Annotated in this window: 1 rRNA gene; it reads left to right on the top strand. The window is 45.5% G+C overall.

The window, feature by feature from the left end:
- Nucleotides 1–68 precede the first annotated feature (68 nt).
- Nucleotides 69–573: ribosomal RNA gene (locus tag HMPREF2937_RS02600) — 23S ribosomal RNA — on the top strand; the annotation flags it as partial.

Here is a 573-nt window from a genome sequence, read left to right as displayed (position 1 = left end):
ATTCATTTAAATGAATCGCTAGTAATCAATTGCCGACGGCAAGCGATTACTCACAATATTAATAACGTGATTAAGTTATTAAGGGCGCACGGTGGATGCCTTGGCACTAGAAGCCGATGAAGGACGTTACTAACGACGATATGCTTTGGGTAGCTGTAAGTAAGCGTTGATCCAGAGATTTCCGAATGGGGGAACCCAGCACAAGTTATGTTGTGTTATCGACATGTGAATACATAGCATGTCCGAAGGCAGACGCGGAGAACTGAAACATCTTAGTACCCGCAGGAAGAGAAAGAAAAATCGATTCCCTGAGTAGCGGCGAGCGAAACGGGAAGAGCCCAAACCAATGAGCTTGCTCATTGGGGTTGTAGGACACTCTATACGGAGTTACAAAGGAATAAATTAGACGAATCACCTGGAAAGTTGAACCAGAGAAGGTAAAAGTCCTGTAGTCGAAAGTTTATTCTCTCTTGAGTGGATCCTGAGTACGACGGAGCACGTGGAATTCCGTCGGAATCCGGGAGGACCATCTCCCAAGGCTAAATACTCTCTAGTGACCGATAGTGAACCAGT

It is taken from the genome of Staphylococcus sp. HMSC061G12, assembly GCF_001838465.1.
Lineage (GTDB): Bacteria > Bacillota > Bacilli > Staphylococcales > Staphylococcaceae > Staphylococcus > Staphylococcus simulans.
The sequence above is the reverse complement of the archived record's forward strand: the minus strand, read 5'-3'. Positions and strand labels throughout refer to the sequence as shown.